Source organism: Cyanobium sp. Cruz-8D1, from assembly GCF_024345975.1.
Lineage (GTDB): Bacteria > Cyanobacteriota > Cyanobacteriia > PCC-6307 > Cyanobiaceae > Cyanobium.
Genome location: NZ_JAGQCD010000036.1, coordinates 1 through 14,207, shown reverse-complemented (window position 1 = coordinate 14,207; position 14,207 = coordinate 1). Strand labels below are relative to the sequence as shown.

The following is a 14,207-nucleotide window of genomic DNA, read 5'->3' as shown; positions in this document are numbered from 1 at the left end:
GAAGGCCCCAAGTGGGGTGAGAATGGTTGTCGTTCTAGCAGCGGTAGCTTTCCACCCGCCGGCCCCCCATGGCAGCTTGCGCCTCGAGCACGATCCCAATCCGGCTGGAGACCGCCGCGCCGCCCTTGAGCCCTCGGCAGCAGAGGCTGTTGCATCTGCTGCGCCAAGCGGATCGGGAGCTGAGTGGCCAGGACCTGCATGCACTACTGCTCCAGGCAGGCCCCCCCTACGGCCTAGCGACCGTGTACCGCGGCCTCAAACAGTTGCAACGCCATGGCTTGGTGCGCTGCCGCAAGCTGGCCAACGGAGAGGGTGTCTATGCCCCGCTGGAGCGTGATGATCACCACCTCACCTGCGTTCTTTGCGGCTGCAGTGAACGGCTGTCGATCTGCCCACTTGGAGCCCGTGGCTTGGGGCTGACGACGGTTCTGCTGCAGGGGTTCAGGCCGTTATTTCACACCTTCGAAATCCACGGGATCTGTGCCCGCTGCCAACACTCAGAGGCCGCCAGTTTTGGATGAGCTGGTGATCGCAGGGGCTGGTCCTCAGGCTCTCAGCCTCTGTTGCCAGCTGCTGCAGAAACGGCCTCACTGGCGCCGGCGGCTACGGGTTGTGGACCCCAGTGGCACCTGGCTCTCACGTTGGGAGCAGCAGATGCAGCGCTGCGAGATTCCCTGGCTGCGCTCCCCTTCGCCCCACCATCCGCACCCCAACCCCCATGCGCTGCGGCGCTTTGCCCAGGAGCGGCGACGCAGCCGCGAACTGGAGGGCCCCCACGGTCTGCCGCACACAAGCCTGTTCAGCGCGTTCTGCCAGAGCGTGGTGGAGGAATTCCAGCTGGTCAAACAGGTGCAGGCGGCTTCGGTGCAGCAGATCTACCTGGATCAAGCAAAGCCTGCATCCATGGAAGTGAGACTGAGCGACGGTTCTGTCGTGAGGCCCCGCCGACTGGTGATTGCCACGGGCGTGGGCGTACCTGTGCTGCCGGGCTGGGTGCACGCCATCACGGCTGGTTATCCGGCCGAGGCCCTGCAACACAGCCAGACGATCGATCTCGACACCTGCGTGGGGCTGCGAGGGCAGCACATCCTGATCGTGGGTGGTGGTCTCACCAGCGCCCATCTGGCCATGGGGGCTCTCAAGCGAGGCGCTCAGGTCAGCTTGTTGTGCAGGCGGGCTCTGAGCAGCAAACCTTTTGACGCAGACCCTGGCTGGATGGGCCCGAAACATCTCAAGAGCTTTCAGGCTGAGCCCTGCTGGCATCAGCGACGCCAGCAGGTGCTGGCAGCGCGTGATGGCGGCTCCATCACGCCCCAGTTGGCTGTCCAGCTTCAACAGGCTCGCCGTCAAGGCCACCTTCAGCTCCACGAGCACTGCCAGGTGCAAGCGGCGTCCTGGCATGCAGGCCAGTGGCAGATTCTCTGCCTTGACGGCAGCCGGCAACCAGCCCATCGCATCTGGCTGGCCACAGGTCAACACCAAGGCATCAGCCACCACCCGCTATTGCGCCAGCTGCTGGATCAACAGCCGATCGAGCTGATTGACGACCTTCCTGTGCTGACCAGCGACCTGCGATTGCCTGGAACCAACATTCACTTGATGGGAAGCCTGAGCGCGCTGCAGCTGGGTCCGGCTGCCCGCAACCTGTTTGGGGGCAGGGAGGCGGCGCAACGGATCTCCCGGGCTGCCATCAAGGCATGAATCCGGGAACACCTTCAGGGCCGCAGACTCTGCCGCCGCTCTGGGTCCAGCCAGCCAGGCACAACCTGCCCTCAAGTCTCAGCCATGGCATTCACAGCCACAGCCGGCGTGGCAGGGCTCACCGTTGGGGTGCCCCTTGGCACAGACCTCGCTGCAGAACAGCAGGGCGCCGTTGCGGAACGGGCTGTCCGCTTGCACCGTGCAGTGGCAGCCCGGGCAGGCGCACTGCATCGTGGCGGGTTTCTCCAGGGTCGCGTTCATGGCCTCTCCTTGCTCCGTACCGATGAACCCAGTCTGGTGCCGCCGGCGCCGGGGAGGAACGGCTTGCCGTACTGACAAGCCGGACTGCTGGATCTATTAATGAATCAGAGGCCACGACCAGGGCAGCGCGAGCCCAGACCCTGCAACCGGCCCAAGGGCGCTCGATACGGGGCGCCCTTCTCATTGGGGATGAGGCCAGCGGTGACCATAAACCGAGGCGGCAAGGCCAGCTGAGCCACTTCTCTTAGAATGACCCTGGCTTCTGGGCATCCATGCGCCTCGACGACCTGCTGGCTCAGGCTCCAAGGATCCGGGAGATCGCCACCGCGCACGGCGCCACCAATCTGGCGGCGTTCGGCTCTGTGGCCCGTGATCAGGCCGGACCCGACAGTGATCTCGACCTCCTGGTGGACCTTCCCCCCCGCACCGGCCTGCTGGAGCGCATCGCCCTGAAGCTGGCCTTGGAGGACACGTTGCATTGCCGCGTGGATCTGATTCGCCGCCGCAATCTCAAACCAACCGCTCTGGCCTCTGCTGAGCGGGATGCGATTCCCCTGTGATGTCACCAAGGGACCGTGATGCCCTGGCTGACATCCTGACCGCGATCCGTCGGGTTCAAGGCTTTCCCATCCCCGATCGCGAAACGTTCCTGGCCAGCGACGTTCTCCAGGACGCCGTGGTGCGCAATCTCGAGATCATTGGAGAAGCCACCAAGCGGCTGAGCGACAGTTGCCGCCAGCAACATCCGCTGATTCCCTGGCGGGAGATGGCAGGGATGCGGGATGTGCTGATCCATGCCTATGACCGCGTGGACCTCGAGGAGGTGTGGATCACCCTGAGCGAGCAACTGCCTGCGCTTCTGGCACAGATTGAGCCTGTGCTCAGCGAGTGATCAGGTGGCCACTGATCGGTGCCGCTGCCCTCATCGCCGGGTGGTGCAGCGGCTTCTCCGTTGGCCTGGCGAAAGCTGAACAGCAGGCTCGCGCCACGGTGCTCTCGATCGGTGATGGCGACACCATCCGTGTGCTGCAGGGACAGCAGCGGCTCACGATCCGGCTGGCCTGCATCGATGCACCGGAGATGGCGCAGGCTCCTGATGGTGCCAACGCCCGCCGCTATCTGCAGACCCGCTTGCGGCTGGGCTCCAGCGTGACCCTCAGGCCCCAGACGGTGGATCGCTTCGGGCGCACGGTGGCGGAGGTGATTGGGGAGGTGAATCTGAACCTGGCGCTGGTGGAGGACGGCATGGCGTTTGCTTATCGGAAGTACCTGGGCCAGTGCGACGCCAGGGAGTATGTGGAGGCCGAATTCCGGGCTTCCCGCAGCCGCTACGGGGTGTGGAGGGTGCCGGGTGGGATCACCCGCCCCTGGGACTTTCGAGGTGGCAGAACAGCAGGGCGATCAGCCAGCACTGCCGAATCGAATCCTGGTGCCGGAGGTTTCGCTGCCGTGGGATCGGCTCCTTTGCACGCGCCCAGGAGTTGCTGCGGCTTCTGCGCAGCAGTAGTGCGCCCCCCACGGGGCGCCTTCCTGTTGGCCATGGGGTCCTCACGATTCAGCGAAATCGCGACAACGCAAGCCCACGGCTCAACGTTGCAGCTTGGACCCTCCGCAGTCCTGCCAGCTGCTGAGCAGACGTGCCAGCTCGTCTTTCATGGCGGCGAGCTCACCGATCCGCAGGTTGATCGATTCCATCTTGGCCGCAATGCTGTCTTTCAGAACAGCGCAGTTGCAGACACCAGCTCGCCGCACTTCCAGGATCCTCGCCAACTCGGGAATCGAGACGTCCATCGCCCGCAGGGCTCGAATGATCGCCAGCTCAGCGAGATTCTCCTCATCAAACAATCGGTATCCACCTGCGGAGCGATCCTTGGACTGGAGCAGGCCCTCATCGCAGTAATAACGGATCGTCTTCACCGGCAGGCCGGTGCGCCTGGCTACCTCGCCGATGCGCAGGCTGGGAGCAGGGTTTGCTGATAGGGATCCCTGGCGGGCCAAGGCAAGAACCCTCCACTGGGTAGAAGCTTCACCAGCCTAGGAGGCGCCAGAAAGCGAGGAAAGCTGATGAAGAGTCTCCAGCAGTCGTGCGTTACTAGAGACATTCGCTAGGGTGGGAGCTCAGCAGGCCAGCCTGCGCTCGCACCCGTCCCGTGTCGATCCTTTCAAGTCCGTGGCCAGCTCGGGCGGCAGCCGCGATCGGAGCCAACCTCCTGTTCTCCGCCGCCGGTCTGGGCGCTCCAGCCGCCGGTTCTGGCGGCGTCCCGGCGATGTACGCCACTCAGGCAGAAGCGGAGAAGGCCGCCAAGCTGCATTTCAACTGCACCGGCGCCCACAAGATGGGAGATCAGTGGATGCCCTGCGCCAAGCATGGTGGCGCCCAGGGCTCCTCGCACTCCCACTGAGGCCAGGCACTCCCATGGCCCAGTGCGGCGACAAGCCCAAGCGGATCGCATTCGGGGTGGCGCCCCTGGGCATCATCTCGATCGGCATCGTGCCGATGGGGGTGGTGAGCATCGGCGTCGTGCCGATGGGGGTGATCAGCATCGGGGTGGTGGGCATGGGTGTGCTCAATACCTGCGTGGTGGGGATGGGGGTGGTGGTGGCCGGTGTCAGTGCCATGGGGATCTGGTCGCTGACCCCAGGCAGTGGCCATCAACACCACAGCAGCGGGGCGGCGCAGCAACAGCTGCTGGCCTACCCGAGCCGGCAGGTGGCCCTTCAGAAAGCGCGTGAGCTGGGCTGCGAGGGCGTGCACGCCATGGGTGACCTCTGGATGCCGTGCTCTGAGCATCCAACGCAACATTCCACACATCAACACTGAACAATGAAATCGATTCGCAACCTCAGCCTGGCCCTGATCTTTGCCCTCCTAGCATCCACGCCCGACGCCCTGGCCTGTGGCGGCGGCGGGTCAGGCAGCTATCGCAAACCAGCCCGGCCTGGCCAGCACCAGCATCAACACAGTCCGGCGGCGCCATCTTCTGAGAATGGATCCACAGCTCCTCAGCGCGCTCCCCAGTAGGAGCGTTTCGGGAGCTGTGGATGACACTCTGAACAAACGAGCTTCCGATCAGAAGCGGAAGCTCGTCTTCACCAGTCCGCCGAACTGGCTGAAGCTCTCGCCCGAAGGTGTTGCCTGGCCAAGGGGGCGGCTGAGATAGATCAGAGCCGGTGTGATCGAGATGTTGTCAGTCACCTGGAACTTGTACCACCACTCCCACACATAGTTGCCGTCGTTCGGGGTTACGCCGCCGCTGAGCGCTGTAGCAAAGACGGGTTGGGCCACAGCAAAGCCGAAGTCATTGCCCTTGGCGAACACATCGGTCCACTGCAGACCCACCATCCAGGACTGGCTGGTGCTGAGGCTGCCGCGGGGTTGGGGCGTGCTGTAGGTGGTGCTGTTGATTCCCCATCCGAGGCTCAGGGAAGGCAGCCATCCGCTGCGGAGCGGTTGCCAGAAGGCGCTCAGGCCCCATGCACTGGTTGAGGCATTGATGTTGTGATCGATCGCGCTGTGCGTGAACGGGGTGGTACCAGGCACGAACTGGGTCTCTGGTTGCACGTAGGTCCAGATCGCAGCCAGACCCCACTGCTCCTGCTGATAGCCCAGCTGGACACTGCCGGTGGCGCCGGAATTCCTGTTGCCAAGACCACCGCCACCGTCCTCCACCGAAACACTGGGATTGCCGCTGTCGCCATTGGCGGCCACGTAGTTGGCACTGAGGCTGAAGCCGTTGCTCTGCCACCACAACCCTGCACCAGCGCCGAGATTCTTGCTGTAGGCCGCCGGCGCACCATTCACCGTCATCACATTGAGGATGGTGTCCGACGGATACACGCTGGGCCACAGCGCCAGCATGTCTTCCTGCCCCACGCGGGCACCCAGGGTGGCCGTGAACCCACCACCGAGGGGCCATTGGTAGAAGAGCTTGTCGATGGAGACGACGTCGCCGCAGTCGGTTCCGGTCCCGCAATCCTCTTCGAACGCCACTTCAAGCTCAGCCAGGCCGAGGGCATGCGGTTCACCACCAAAAACGCTTTGGCCGAAGTTGCCGGCCCGCAGATTGGCGCGCAGCAGATCCTTGCCGTTGAAGCTGGTGTCGAAGGTCAGCTGCACGTCGTAGTTGAACGTGGTGGCATTGGGCAGGGGTACTGGCGTCCGTGGACGGCCCGTGAATTCATTCGGTGCCCGATTGACCGTGTTGGCCCCCGTGTTGATCGCCGATCCTGAGAAGGTATTGGCGCCCACCACAAACGTGGCCTGGCCGCTCAGCTTGGTGGTGGTGGAGAACCGGGTGGCCTCCAGCTCACCCACCTTGGCTTCGAGGCCATCGACGCGGCCGCGCACCACGGCGAGTTCCTTCTCGAACTCGGCCATCAGGCGCTTCAGCTCGTCGGTCACCTCGGTGATCCGGTCGAGGCAGGCGTTCAGCAGGGCGGCGGCCTCGTAGCGGGTCATCGCCTGGCCACCCTTGAAGGTGCCGTTGGGATAGCCGGCGACGCAGCCGTAGCGCTCGATCAGGTTGGCCAAAGCCTGAAAAGCCCAGTCGCCCGGCCTGACGTCCGAGAACTGGGTGATGCTGGTGACCTGCTCCTGGCTGGCGTATCGGTTCACCCCCGCCATGTCGAGGTTCGCGGCGTGGGATGCCTGCGGAGCCGCCAGACCGAGAACGATGAGCGTGGAACGCAGAGGAAGCATGGAACAGAGTCTCCTGAGCACCGCCGGGCCGGCGGCTTGCTCGAAATAATCACCCATGTCTCCACCAACTCGCGAGCACTGGAGACAACGGTCATGGTTTGGGCACCACAGCCAGGCCGTCGCTCCCGGCCTCGGTTTCGTCCCTCGCGAAGTTGCTCGCCATCGGCCTTGTTCCTGGCAGCTCCTCTGGGCGCCAGTGGATGCCCTGCTCCGAACACCCCCATTAGGGGCACGCCTGGGGCCCGGGTGACAGATCCTGGATGGAATGCAGCTGCCTGAGATTGATGGCTCGAACCAACTGGCCATGGACCTTGCTGGCCTGTGTCGCCCTGGCCCTGGCGCCGATGGCTGCCTGGGCCCATGCCGATCCGCACCCCGGTGGTGGGTTCGTGGCCGGCTTGCTTCACCCCATCTCGGGCCTCGATCACGTGGTGGCGATGGTGGCCGTGGGCCTCTGGGGGGCGGTGCTCGACCCACCAGCCCTGTGGGTGCTGCCGGTGGCGTTTCCGATGGTGATGGCTTTCGGAGGGCTGCTCGGCCTTCTGGGCATTCCGATTCCGGGGGTGGAGATCGGCATCGCCGCCTCGGGCCTGGTGATGGGCCTGATGGTGCTGTTCGAGCTGAAGCCGCCGCTCTGGTTGGCGGCGCTGATCGTTGCCGCCTTTGCGGTATTTCACGGCCATGCCCATGGCGCTGAACTGCCCGCCGGCAGCAATGCCCTCCTCTACAGCCTGGCTTTTGTGATCGCCACCGGCCTGCTGCACCTGCTGGGGATCCTGCTGGGCGAGACGCGCCGCTGGCCCGGTGGCCGGCGCTTTGTACAGGGAGCCGTTGGGGTCGTGGCGCTGATCGGGCTCTTGTTCCTCGAGCAGGCCCTGCGGTGATCGCACCCTTCGCCCACCTCTACGCCACCGGGTTCGGGCCGTGGGCCGATGGCATGGCCCGCCTGTTCCTCGAGCCCACCGAGCTGCTGCTGGTGATCGGCCTCGTGCTGCTGGCGCTGCAGGCCGGGAAAACCTGCTGTGATCGCCTGCCCGTTCTGCTGCCCGTGGCCTGGTCGCTGGGGGCCCTGATCGGTCTGACCCTGCCGTCGGAACTGCTGCTGGCCCTTCCCTGCACCGCCTTGCTGGGCATGGTGGGGTTGCTTGTGGCCCTGGATGTGCGGCTGCGGCCTGTGTTGCTGTTGCCTCTGGCTGCCGCTCTTGCCTTGCTGTTCGCTTTGGTGGCAGGCTCGGCACTGGCCGGCCATCCAGGAGCGCTGGCGGCTCTGCTGGGGGAGACCGTGGCCATGGCAGTGGTGAGCACCCTTCTGTGCCAGTCGTTAGCGCCGCCCCACCCCCGCTGGCGGGCCCTCGGCCTGCGGGTGGGCGGCAGCTGGATCACCGCCGCCGCCCTGCTGATGCTGGGCTGGCTGGTCCGCCATCCCCAGTAGTGCCCCGCGGCCTTCCCCCCACCCGTGGAGAGTCGGCAGGGAGCAGGTTCGTCCTGAGCCGAATCCAGCGCTGTCCCGCAGATGTGATGGGGAACCTTGATGCCCGCGCGGTCCATGCCAAGGCACTCCCCATCCATGGGCTGCCATGGGTTTGGGCGACAGCCGCAACCCACGCGGATCCAGGTCAAGTCCTTACAGCCAGTGCAGGGGGTAGTGCATCGCACCAGGCACCCAGCGGCTAAAGGCCCAGGCCAGGAGCACCGGGAGCAGCGAACCGCTGAGCACCGGGAACAGCAGAAAATGCCAGGACATTCCGAGAAAAGCCGCCAGAAACGCCATGCCTCCGGCGGGGGGGTGCAGACAGCGCAGCTGCGGGCCCAGCAGGACCGTGAGCGCCACGGCCAGCGCCAGCACCAAGGGGCCCTGGCCGAGCAAGCTCACCAGAGCGACTCCGATGCCCCCTCCCATGGCATTTCCAAGCACCATGTCGCGCGGCTGCGCCAGTGGGCTGCGCGGGTAGCCGAAGAGCAGCACACAGGAGGCTCCCAGTGGTGCCACGATCAGCACCTGGCCGCTCCAGACCGTGAGCATGGCCATCAGACATACGGCCGTGAGGCCACCGAGGGAGGTCACGCCGATCTGGCTCAGATGGAAGCGAGGCTGCATGCGGCGCCCCCGGCGACGTTGACGGCGTTGGAGCACCACAAGCCGCCTTAGCCGTCTGGTGCCCAGCGGCAGTCGGCCACCGCTCATGTCGATGACTCCCGTCGCCCTGGCCGCAAAGACAGCAGGTGATCAGGAGCAGCTGAAATGAGCCAAGCCCGCGGAACACGTCTGCGAGCCGCATGGACGAGAAACGGCCCGAACTGTTGTTGCTCCACCTTTTCAGCGCTCGGCAAGCCAGGAGCCCGTTCAGTCGGATGGTTCAGCCAGTCTGGCTGAGCCGGTGTCGGTGGGCCTACCTCCGGAGCCGGAGTTCGCCCTGGCTCTGGCTTGGGGGCTCCCAGTGCAGTGATGTGCTGCCACAGATGGTGCTGGGCGTAGAGATCTGGACCGCAACGGTGAGAGGAAAATCTGCGAAAGCCTCGGATGAAGGGACGGACACCCGCACCTTGTTGCACTGGCCACCATCTGCAGGGTCGTTATGGTCCAGCTAATCGATGCTGCACCAACATGGCCCTCACTGGATCTGAACTGCTCGCCAAAGTCAAGGAGCAAGGCGATGCCTCTAAGTCCGATCTGGTGCGGGCCGCTGGCTACGTCAGCACCAAGAAAGATGGCAGCGAACGGCTGAACTTCACCGCCTTCTACGAGGCCCTGCTGGAGGCCAAGGGCGTGAGCCTCGGCGAGGGAGGTGGCAATGGCAAAGGCAGGGCTGGCCGCAGCCTGAGCTACGTCGCCACGGTGCAGGGCAACGGCAACCTGCTGGTGGGCAAGGCCTACACCGCCATGCTGGATCTCAGGCCCGGCGATGAGTTCGAGATCAAGCTCGGGCGCAAGCAGATCCGCCTGGTGCCGGCCGGCGGCAGCGACGAGGAGGAGTGAGCGCTGCTGCCTTGCAGGGTATGCCCTGCACGCGCTGCCGACCCCATCCCTGATCTTTAGGTGGAGCGGGTCAGATTTTGCTACGAGAGGCTGTGACATGGGCCACGGCAGCGGTCCGGAGCGAACATTCCCTCCTGGAACGACTCTGCTCTGAGCATGCGCTCAGCCCAGCACCGGTTGCAGTCCCAGATGCTCCACGTAGGGAAGGAAGTCGCGGTCACTGAACAGCAACGGCAGGTTGGCCTCAATGCAGGCGGTGGCGATGATCCCGTCGATCGTCTTGCGCACCGTGATCCCCTTGCTGCGCAACTGCCGGTAGTTCTGCGCCGCCACCCAGGCGTTGTTTCCCTCCAGCATGGGCAGCAGGGTCAGCGACTGGAACAGCTGCCGGGCCTTGGCCACATCACGCCCATGCCGGAAACCCTGCAGCACCTCCACCAGGATCAGATCGCCGATCGCCAGCGGCGTTTCCCCGAGCAACCCATCGAGGCACTCCACCTCGGGCGTGCTGACCCCGTTGAAAAAGTCGATCCAGACCGAGGAATCAACGACGATCACGCCGGAATATCGGGCCCATCAAGCCGTTGGGCCTCCAGGTCACCGTCCCAGTGGAGCTGCCCGCGAAACGCCCGGATCTCACCCTGCTGCTGCAGCCGCACCAGGGTGCGCAGGCCCAGTTCCACGGCCTCCCGCTTGCTGCGGGCCCCACTGACCTGCATGGCCTGCTGCATCAGGTTGTCGTCGATGACGATGTTGGTGCGCATGGCTCTGCCATCACCGCTGATGTGTAAAGCGTAGGCCATTCGTACACATGCGTTGCGTGTGGAGCCGGCCTGGCGAATGGCGCCGGTGTCGATCGTGCAAACCACCGCCGCGTCGCCCTTCAACCCAACACGGACTCCAGCTCCTGAGCGCTGCGAGCGGAAAGCGCCGCGATCCGGCGCTGCACCTTCTCCACGTTGTAGAGCAACGGGCTTCTGGCGCTGGGGAACTTGCGATACCAGTCCTCACCGGGCACCAGTAACTGCTGGGTGCGCCAGCGGTAGAGGGTGGAGATCGAGACACCGAGGGCGGCGGCGGCCTGGGGCGCCGTCAACCATGGGCAGGGGTCCATCGGATCAAGAGCGGAGGTGCTTGGGGTGGCGCGCGACCAGTTCGTCGGACACGACATTGATCAGGGCCTCGGGCCCAGCGGCCGTGACCAGATCGGCGACGGCTTCCAGGGCGATGCTGGGCAGTTCGCGCAGGTGCCTGGCCACAACCTTGGTGGCGGCCTCGGCGACGGTTTCGGTGACGGGATCGCGGCTCATGGCTGCTCCTGCTTCGGCAGCAACGGCGAGCCTGGCTTGAGCGGGGTCGCCTCCTTGATCGTCCAGAAGGGACTGCCGCGCTTCTGGCTGGCCTCACCCAGCTGCTCGGCCAGCTGCTTGCGCTTCTTGAGTTGCTCCTCCAGCAGCTTGATAGCCGCTGGATAGGTCCAGAAGGGGCGGCCCTCCTGGCGGTAGAGGGTGTAGCCGCTCACGATCGGCAGGCCCTTCTCGGGCAGGACGCCGGCCTCCACCAGGGAGTCGAGGGCCGTGGTGGCCTGCTCCAGTCGCTGCTTGGCGGCCTCGAGGACGGCCTTGGCTTCGGCGGCGACATACAGCGCCTCAGCGACCTCTTGCGACAGCGAGAAGGACTGTGGCGGCGCCGGCTCCAAGCAGGAAGCCAGCGGAGCAGGCGAACAGGAGGCTGAGCTGTCGCTGGTGTCGAGCAGCGCGTGCAGCTCGTCGATGGCGGAAGGGGACGGCATGGGGTTGCTTGCGGATCTGGCGTGAGCGAGAGAAGGCTGGCAGTAGTGGACCGTTCAAGAGCGATCTGCCTTATTTGCTTTCGCTAGTCATTTTATCACTAGTGACCCGTAACAGCAGCCCTAGAAGGGCCGCCAGTCGCGCACATAGCTGTTGAACACCTCCCCCCAGCGCCGACGGCACTCGGCGGCCGTATGCGTCTTGACCTCGCACTGACCTGGCATGGCCCAGATGGTCAGCCCGCGGCTGATGGGCACCCGGTAGTGCTGCTCGCTCATCGTGATGCCGGCCCCCAGCTGGGCCCGGGTGTCGTACTTCTTGCCCTTCTCGGAAAGGCTCTTGAGATCAGCGATCCCGTAGCTGCCATCGGGGAAGCGCAGCACCAGATCGAGCGTGCCAGCGACATTGCGCGCCGCGTCGTAGAGCATCAACTCCGAGGCCACCACCTGCACATGGCCCCAGAGGGGCTCAGCCAGCACAGGGGCAATCCAGTCGCCGTAGGCACCGTAGGGCTCGCCCCAGGGATCCACCGGAACACGGGCATCGAGCCCCGCCGGCCACAGCTGCGGCGGTGCCTGCCAGTTGTGGAGGGCGAAGTGCTGCAACGCGGCGTGGCAGGTGTTGCCGCGGGGCTCCCACACATCCCGCCAGGCCTCGATCCAGGCGAGGGCGTCCTCGTTCTTGCAGACCTTGGCGATCACGCCTGTGATGGACACCGGAAACCAGTGGTAGCGATCGGTGAGGCTGTAGGTCCAGGTGCTGTCGTCGCGGCTGATCGGCAGCGGCTGGAGCCACTCGACCCGGTCTTGCGACCCGCTAGTAGCGGCACGTACCACGGCCTGCATCCCCAGTCGTTGCCACTACTCTAGCTCCCACTAGCGTGGTGCAAGCCAACAGTTTTGTCATGATCGATTCCCGCCTCCCGTTTGCCTCTGAATCACGCACCAACGTGATGGTGCTGCTGCGACCCGAGCAGGCGGCCTGGCTGCGTCATCACGCCGGCCGCCGCGGCGTTTCGGCCTACATGCGCGAGCTGCTGAGCCAGCTGATGGAGCAGGAGCGCCAGGAGATTGCGGCGGCCCGGCAGCGCCTGACGTGTGAGGCCAAGGGTTCGACCCAGGCCACCTCCTGAGGCCACCGCGATGTTTGTGTGTCCCCGTTGCCCCTCGCCTCTGGCCGGGGCACCGTTCATCAAGATGGATTACCGGGTGGCCTGCTGGGCCACCGAGAACCTCAGTGCTGCAGGGCTCAGGGCCTGGTTACGGCTCGTCACCTACTTCCGTAACGACCGGCCGATTCCCGAGATCAGCGAGCGACGTCTGGCGCAGATCACGGGGCTATCCGTTGGCGCGGCCCACAAGGTGTTCATGGAGCTACGCCAGGTTCTGGTCTTTGCCGGGGACGATCCGCAGGAGCCCATTGAGGCAACGGCTGGGGAGCTTCAGAGCGGGTGCTCAAAACCTGAGCAGGGTGCTCACGCGGTGAGCATGCGGTGCTCACAACATGAGCAGAGTGCTCACGACGTGAGCATGGGCTGCTCACAACGTGAGCAAAAGCGCTCACGAAATGAGCAGAAGTGCTCACGAAATGAGCAGAAGCGCTCACAACGTGAGCACGACACTATTTCTATTCAAGAAAAAGAACAAGAACAAGAAATAAATCCTCCTCCTCCTACCTCCTCCGTCACGCCGGCAGGGCCTCCAGCCGCCAACCCAAACGAGGAGGAGGATCGATCGGGTGGTACGGCTGTTCCCCAAGGCGAAACAGCCAGCAGCCCCCCAGCTGCAGCGCTGCTCCATCCCTGGGCTGCTGAGCCCCACCAGTGCCAACCCCGGCAACCCGACCCCCGTCTGCAGCCCGTGGCCGAGGAGCTGCGGGCCTACTGGGCGGGCAAGAGCGGATCGCGAACAGCCCTGGCCTTCGCGGCGCAGCAGGCCCAGCTGCTGCAGATCCTGGACAGCCCCATCGGCGGCATCGAGGAGGTGCGCGGCCAGATCGCTACGGCGGCGATGAAGGACTGGGACCTCATTCGCTACCAGACCTGGCACGACTGGCGGCAGAAGCATCCGCCGCCGCTGCTGCTGCAGGAGTCGGACCTCAACGACGGCGCCCTGTTCCCGGGCCTGAAGTCCTTTGAGCGCCGCTACCGGGCCACCTACGGCCAGAACTCCAGCTCCGCCGATGTGCTGACGGCCTTCAACAACGTCAAAGCTCGACTTGAACGGGAGCGTTCGCTACAAGATCTAGACTTGGCTTAGCAAGTAGACTTTTGTGGATCAGGGAGGTTCCCGTGACGATCACATCCATCCACTACGGCGAGCTCCTCGACGCCCTCGCCGAGCTGGTGCCCTTCGTCAGGCGGCCGAGCGCCAACGCCATGGCCCTCCTCTGGTCAACCATCCCCCAGCAGGTGGGGGAAGAGCTGACCCCGCAGCACCTGGCCTACGCCGCCGAGCAGTTCGTCCAGGACCCGGGCCGGCCCACGGACCTGCCCACCCACCTGGCCCTGTTCCGCTACCTCTACCGGCTGGAGAACGGCCTGCCCAACTTCCGTTGAACTAAGCCGCTACGCGGCAGATTCCAACAGCCGATTATAGCCCAGTCCCTATCAAGGCCAGCCACTGCGTCGCCGATGCGACCAGGCCACTGTGACTGAGTGCGGCGGTTGGCTGGGCCTCAATGCCGATCAGCCAGAAGAGAAAGACACTGAGGAATGCGCATCCACCGATGTGCAGCATTCCTTCATCTTTTCTTCCAGAGGTATGACCCATGGATCCTG

General features: G+C 64.9%; 23 protein-coding genes and 1 pseudogene. 13 read left to right on the top strand and 11 right to left on the bottom strand.

The features are described from left to right. The first annotated feature begins 68 nt into the window (after positions 1–68). Both KBZ33_RS16805 and KBZ33_RS16800 read left to right on the top strand, forming a co-directional pair. Positions 69–521 (top strand): Fur family transcriptional regulator, encoded by a 453-nt coding sequence (locus KBZ33_RS16805; protein ID WP_254954529.1) that lies wholly within the window; start codon positions 69–71, stop codon positions 519–521. Continuing rightward, complete coding sequence (locus KBZ33_RS16800; protein WP_315859222.1) at positions 481–1,701, top strand: FAD/NAD(P)-binding protein; 1,221 nt, start codon at positions 481–483, stop codon at positions 1,699–1,701. Before KBZ33_RS16805 ends, KBZ33_RS16800 begins: the two co-directional genes overlap by 41 nt. A gap of 78 nt (positions 1,702–1,779) precedes the next feature. Here KBZ33_RS16800 and KBZ33_RS16795 read toward each other — a convergent pair whose 3' ends face one another. Continuing rightward, positions 1,780–1,962 (bottom strand): metallothionein, encoded by a 183-nt coding sequence (locus KBZ33_RS16795; RefSeq protein WP_254954531.1) that lies wholly within the window; start codon positions 1,960–1,962, stop codon positions 1,780–1,782. Between the two features lie 272 nt (positions 1,963–2,234). Between KBZ33_RS16795 and KBZ33_RS16790 the strand changes: the two genes are divergently transcribed. The 3 genes and pseudogenes from KBZ33_RS16790 to KBZ33_RS16780 all read left to right on the top strand — a co-directional run. Next, positions 2,235–2,522, top strand: a complete 288-nt coding sequence (locus KBZ33_RS16790; protein WP_254954532.1) for a nucleotidyltransferase family protein — start codon at positions 2,235–2,237, stop codon at positions 2,520–2,522. Further along, the gene (locus tag KBZ33_RS16785) at positions 2,522–2,854 is read left to right on the top strand and encodes a DUF86 domain-containing protein (protein WP_254954533.1); all 333 of its coding nucleotides are present in this window, start codon (positions 2,522–2,524) and stop codon (positions 2,852–2,854) included. Before KBZ33_RS16790 ends, KBZ33_RS16785 begins: the two co-directional genes overlap by 1 nt. A gap of 188 nt (positions 2,855–3,042) precedes the next feature. Next, positions 3,043–3,246: pseudogene (locus KBZ33_RS16780) on the top strand (thermonuclease family protein); the annotation flags it as partial. 303 nt (positions 3,247–3,549) lie between these two features. On the opposite strand, the gene KBZ33_RS16775 reads toward KBZ33_RS16780, so the two are convergent. Then, positions 3,550–3,879, bottom strand: coding sequence for a MerR family transcriptional regulator (locus KBZ33_RS16775; RefSeq protein WP_254954551.1), 330 nt, complete (start codon positions 3,877–3,879; stop codon positions 3,550–3,552). A gap of 350 nt (positions 3,880–4,229) precedes the next feature. Here KBZ33_RS16775 and KBZ33_RS16770 point away from each other — a divergent pair, with 350 nt between their 5' ends. Next, positions 4,230–4,364: a DUF3721 domain-containing protein gene (locus KBZ33_RS16770; RefSeq protein ID WP_254962753.1), complete on the top strand. Its 135-nt coding sequence runs from the start codon at positions 4,230–4,232 to the stop codon at positions 4,362–4,364. Positions 4,365–4,378: 14 nt separating this feature from the next. After that, on the top strand, positions 4,379–4,783 hold the full coding sequence (locus tag KBZ33_RS16765) for a hypothetical protein (protein ID WP_254954534.1): 405 nt from the start codon (positions 4,379–4,381) through the stop codon (positions 4,781–4,783). Between the two features lie 249 nt (positions 4,784–5,032). On the opposite strand, the gene KBZ33_RS16760 is transcribed toward KBZ33_RS16765, so the two are convergent. Next, positions 5,033–6,661 carry an iron uptake porin gene (locus tag KBZ33_RS16760; RefSeq protein WP_254954535.1) on the bottom strand — a complete coding sequence of 543 codons (1,629 nt, stop codon included), beginning with the start codon at positions 6,659–6,661 and terminating at the stop codon, positions 5,033–5,035. Between the two features lie 284 nt (positions 6,662–6,945). Between KBZ33_RS16760 and KBZ33_RS16755 the strand changes: the two genes are divergently transcribed. Continuing rightward, a complete protein-coding gene (locus KBZ33_RS16755; RefSeq protein ID WP_254954536.1) occupies positions 6,946–7,545 on the top strand; it encodes a HupE/UreJ family protein in 600 nt (199 codons plus the stop codon). After that, positions 7,542–8,093: a phosphoglycerate kinase gene (locus tag KBZ33_RS16750; RefSeq protein ID WP_254954538.1), complete on the top strand. Its 552-nt coding sequence runs from the start codon at positions 7,542–7,544 to the stop codon at positions 8,091–8,093. Before KBZ33_RS16755 ends, KBZ33_RS16750 begins: the two co-directional genes overlap by 4 nt. 192 nt (positions 8,094–8,285) lie before the next feature. Here KBZ33_RS16750 and KBZ33_RS16745 read toward each other — a convergent pair whose 3' ends face one another. Next, positions 8,286–8,759 carry an HPP family protein gene (locus tag KBZ33_RS16745; protein WP_254954539.1) on the bottom strand — a complete coding sequence of 158 codons (474 nt, stop codon included), beginning with the start codon at positions 8,757–8,759 and terminating at the stop codon, positions 8,286–8,288. 507 nt (positions 8,760–9,266) lie between these two features. Between KBZ33_RS16745 and KBZ33_RS16740 the strand changes: the two genes are divergently transcribed. Next, positions 9,267–9,638: an AbrB family transcriptional regulator gene (locus KBZ33_RS16740; RefSeq protein ID WP_254954540.1), complete on the top strand. Its 372-nt coding sequence runs from the start codon at positions 9,267–9,269 to the stop codon at positions 9,636–9,638. A gap of 162 nt (positions 9,639–9,800) precedes the next feature. On the opposite strand, the gene KBZ33_RS16735 is transcribed toward KBZ33_RS16740, so the two are convergent. The 6 genes from KBZ33_RS16735 to KBZ33_RS16710 all read right to left on the bottom strand — a co-directional run bounded on the left by KBZ33_RS16735 (position 9,801) and on the right by KBZ33_RS16710 (position 12,273). Further along, positions 9,801–10,196, bottom strand: a complete 396-nt coding sequence (locus tag KBZ33_RS16735) for a PIN domain nuclease (RefSeq protein WP_254954541.1) — start codon at positions 10,194–10,196, stop codon at positions 9,801–9,803. Beyond that, entirely contained in the window at positions 10,193–10,441 is a 249-nt protein-coding gene (locus KBZ33_RS16730) for a type II toxin-antitoxin system VapB family antitoxin (protein ID WP_255011859.1), read from the bottom strand. Before KBZ33_RS16730 ends, KBZ33_RS16735 begins: the two co-directional genes overlap by 4 nt. Positions 10,442–10,521: 80 nt before the next feature. Further along, entirely contained in the window at positions 10,522–10,752 is a 231-nt protein-coding gene (locus KBZ33_RS16725) for a helix-turn-helix domain-containing protein (RefSeq protein WP_254954543.1), read from the bottom strand. A 4-nt stretch (positions 10,753–10,756) separates the two neighbouring features. After that, complete coding sequence (locus tag KBZ33_RS16720; RefSeq protein WP_254954544.1) at positions 10,757–10,948, bottom strand: hypothetical protein; 192 nt, start codon at positions 10,946–10,948, stop codon at positions 10,757–10,759. Beyond that, positions 10,945–11,430, bottom strand: coding sequence for a hypothetical protein (locus KBZ33_RS16715; protein ID WP_254954545.1), 486 nt, complete (start codon positions 11,428–11,430; stop codon positions 10,945–10,947). The genes KBZ33_RS16720 and KBZ33_RS16715 overlap by 4 nt, the downstream gene beginning before the upstream one ends. A gap of 120 nt (positions 11,431–11,550) precedes the next feature. Further along, on the bottom strand, positions 11,551–12,273 hold the full coding sequence (locus KBZ33_RS16710; protein WP_255011857.1) for a PD-(D/E)XK nuclease family protein: 723 nt from the start codon (positions 12,271–12,273) through the stop codon (positions 11,551–11,553). Positions 12,274–12,332: 59 nt separating this feature from the next. On the opposite strand from KBZ33_RS16710, the gene KBZ33_RS16705 reads away from it, so the two are divergent. The 3 genes from KBZ33_RS16705 to KBZ33_RS16695 all read left to right on the top strand — a co-directional run bounded on the left by KBZ33_RS16705 (position 12,333) and on the right by KBZ33_RS16695 (position 13,985). After that, on the top strand, positions 12,333–12,560 hold the full coding sequence (locus tag KBZ33_RS16705; protein ID WP_254954547.1) for a hypothetical protein: 228 nt from the start codon (positions 12,333–12,335) through the stop codon (positions 12,558–12,560). 727 nt (positions 12,561–13,287) lie between these two features. Continuing rightward, the gene (locus KBZ33_RS16700; protein WP_254954548.1) at positions 13,288–13,686 is read left to right on the top strand and encodes a hypothetical protein; all 399 of its coding nucleotides are present in this window, start codon (positions 13,288–13,290) and stop codon (positions 13,684–13,686) included. A gap of 32 nt (positions 13,687–13,718) precedes the next feature. Next, a complete protein-coding gene (locus tag KBZ33_RS16695; RefSeq protein ID WP_254954549.1) occupies positions 13,719–13,985 on the top strand; it encodes a hypothetical protein in 267 nt (88 codons plus the stop codon). Between the two features lie 34 nt (positions 13,986–14,019). On the opposite strand, the gene KBZ33_RS16690 is transcribed toward KBZ33_RS16695, so the two are convergent. Next, the coding region (locus tag KBZ33_RS16690) for a hypothetical protein (RefSeq protein WP_254954550.1) at positions 14,020–14,207 on the bottom strand (188 nt) is incomplete at its 5' end.